Annotated in this window: 4 protein-coding genes and 1 pseudogene; 4 read left to right on the top strand and 1 reads right to left on the bottom strand. The window is 70.7% G+C overall.

Going from position 1 to position 2289, the window contains the following annotated elements:
• A partial coding sequence (locus tag A5714_RS21685; RefSeq protein ID WP_068074385.1) for an HAD family hydrolase occupies positions 1–680 on the bottom strand: 680 nt, incomplete at its 3' end.
• Between the two features lie 154 nt (positions 681–834).
• Between A5714_RS21685 and A5714_RS21680 the strand changes: the two genes are divergently transcribed.
• The 4 genes and pseudogenes from A5714_RS21680 to A5714_RS21665 all read left to right on the top strand — a co-directional run.
• Complete coding sequence (locus A5714_RS21680; protein ID WP_068288732.1) at positions 835–1152, top strand: hypothetical protein; 318 nt, start codon at positions 835–837, stop codon at positions 1150–1152.
• A gap of 141 nt (positions 1153–1293) precedes the next feature.
• Complete coding sequence (locus tag A5714_RS21675; protein WP_082959897.1) at positions 1294–1545, top strand: hypothetical protein; 252 nt, start codon at positions 1294–1296, stop codon at positions 1543–1545.
• A 146-nt stretch (positions 1546–1691) separates the two neighbouring features.
• The gene (locus tag A5714_RS21670; RefSeq protein WP_068074381.1) at positions 1692–1994 is read left to right on the top strand and encodes a DUF4193 domain-containing protein; all 303 of its coding nucleotides are present in this window, start codon (positions 1692–1694) and stop codon (positions 1992–1994) included.
• Positions 1995–2097: 103 nt separating this feature from the next.
• A pseudogene (locus tag A5714_RS21665) lies at positions 2098–2289 on the top strand (restriction endonuclease); the annotation flags it as partial.

Genomic DNA, 2289 nt, shown 5'->3' with positions numbered 1-2289 from the left:
CAGGGCGCCAGCGCCGCGATCCGGGTGGAGTCCAGGTGATCGAGAAGGTCCTGGGCGTCGGCGAACACCGGTGTGGCCCCGGAGTCCTGCAGTTCCTGCCGGGAAATGCCGCCGCTGAGCACGCCGATGCACGGCAGGCCCGCGCCCGCCGCGGCGTGCGCGTCCCACACCGCGTCCCCGACGAAGACGGCCTGGTCGGCGTCGACCCCCGCCCGGTCCAGCGCGACCTGCACGATTCCGGGCGCGGGCTTGGCGGTGTCGACGTCCTGGGACGACGTGGTCTCGGAGACGAGGTCGTCGCTGTCGAGGACCTTGCGCAGGATCTTCAGTTCGTCGTCGGGCGCCGACGTGGCCAGCACGACCTGCAATCCGAGGTCGGCCACGCGGCGCAGCAGGTCGCGCGCCCCCGGCAAAGGCTTCAACAGCGGCGTCGACTCGCGGTAGAACCGGCTGTGCGCGTCACTCAGCCGCTCCTGCACCTCCTCCGGCGCGTCGTTGGACAGCGTCCGCACTAGCGTCGAACCGTCCATCCCGATGCAGCGGTGCACCTGCCACGCCGACACGGCAAGCCCTTCGGCGTCGAAGGCGCGTTGCCAGGCGTGGACGTGCAAGTAGTTGGAGTCCACCAACGTTCCGTCCACGTCGAACAGGACGGCGGGGGGGCGGGCGGCCGAAGTCATGGGGGGCGGCATACCCGCGGGGGCGGCCGCTGACACCGTTTGGCCCAAGTCGTAACGGGTAACCGCCTGAGGCAGTCACCGGCGCGCTCCCCCGGCCGTGCTCGGCGAGATGTGAGTCCGCAAGAACGGCACTAGAGAACAGGTTCTACAAGGGGTGAAGTTGAATACCGAGAATCGGGACCCGGTCGACCACTCACGCACTTTCCGCCGCCACGCCGGCGAAACGTTCAAGTACGGCCCGCACGCGCCCGGCGTCTACGGCCTCATCGTCGCCGCGGCTGCGCTGGTGATGGGCCTGGCCGCGTTCGCGACTCGGCACGTCGCGGCGGGGTCGACGGCGGTGGCGGCGGCCGCGGTGGTGGCCGCGGCGAGCGCGGCGTGGCTGGCCCGCAACCACCGCAAGGTTCGCCAGGCCGAGCTGCGCTGGCACGCCGAGCATTCCGACGAGCCCGCGCCGCCGCCCGCCAGCTGACGGCGCCTGAGCTAACCGGCGCCGGCCGTGACCCAACCGCAACCGCAACGTTTACTTGCGGTAATGGCAGGGTAAAAATTTGCCATGTTGCAGCAGCCCAGCCTGACTCCCGGAGCAAACGGGAGTGACGACATTCTCTCGTTGCCCCGGGCGTTTGGTGGGCACACCGACGAGGACTTCCGGTTGCCCGGCCTCGCGGCGGCCGCAACGTGGATCGTCGGCCTGGCGACCGGCGTCTTCGCCCTGCTGGCCGCGCAGGCCGGCATGGCCATCGTGGCGCTGGTTGTCGCCGTCGTCGCGCCCTGGGTGGCCATGGCGTGGGTGTCGCGCGCGCAACGCCACGCCTACAACGGCACCCATCACGCGGCGGCGTTCAGCCCGGGCCAGTCCTAGGCTCGCTCGGCGCGGGTGCACACCGCCACCTGCGACATTTTTTATTTCGTGACGGGTGTGGTAAGCGCCCGAACGGGGTACTGCCTGCGCCACGGGTGACTACAGCAGCGTGTGTTGACCCGCCCAGCGCCAGGAAGGACCCCGCCATGACGACCGCCAGCGACTACGACGCACGCCGTGTCTCCGAGCTCGACCCCCAGGACAAGACCTCGCTTCGCGAGCTGGCCCCGACCCTCCAAGGGCCCGCCACCGCGGTGGTCGACGAGGATCTCAACGACGTGCCCTTCTTCGAGCTGCCCGACGCGGACCTCTCCGGGGAAGACCTCTCCGTCACGGTGATTCCGCAGCGCTCCGACGAGTTCGTCTGCTCCAGCTGCTTCCTGGTGCAACACCGGAGCCGGCTGCACAGCGAGAGCGCCGGGCACCCCGTCTGCTCCGACTGCGCCTGACGCCGCGCCGCCACCGGGCTGTCGGTGGCGTCGGCTAGCTTCTCCCTGACGAGCCCAGCTCCGGGCCCGTCCGCCATCGGCGCGAAGGCCGCGTGGGGAAGCAATGGACAAGACGCTGGGTTTGCTCCTGCCGATCGGCTTGGCGGTGCCGTGGTATCTCACCCAGAACGCCACGGGCAGTGTGCCGGCCGGCCTGTGCGCCGGTCTCGTCGGGCTCGCCGTGGCGCTGACCGCGCTGTGGTGGCTCTGCGTCCAGCGCGACCGCTATCGCGTCGACGCCGCGCGGCGCCGCGAC

It is taken from the genome of Mycobacterium sp. E2462, assembly GCF_001672685.1.
Taxonomy (GTDB): Bacteria; Actinomycetota; Actinomycetes; order Mycobacteriales; family Mycobacteriaceae; genus Mycobacterium.
The sequence above is the reverse complement of the archived record's forward strand: the minus strand, read 5'-3'. Positions and strand labels throughout refer to the sequence as shown.

Bases quoted from the DNA above. Each gene is read 5' to 3' on its own strand.
- A5714_RS21670 (WP_068074381.1), top strand. From the start codon at position 1,692: ATGACGACCGCCAGCGACTACGACGCACGCCGTGTCTCCGAGCTCGAC.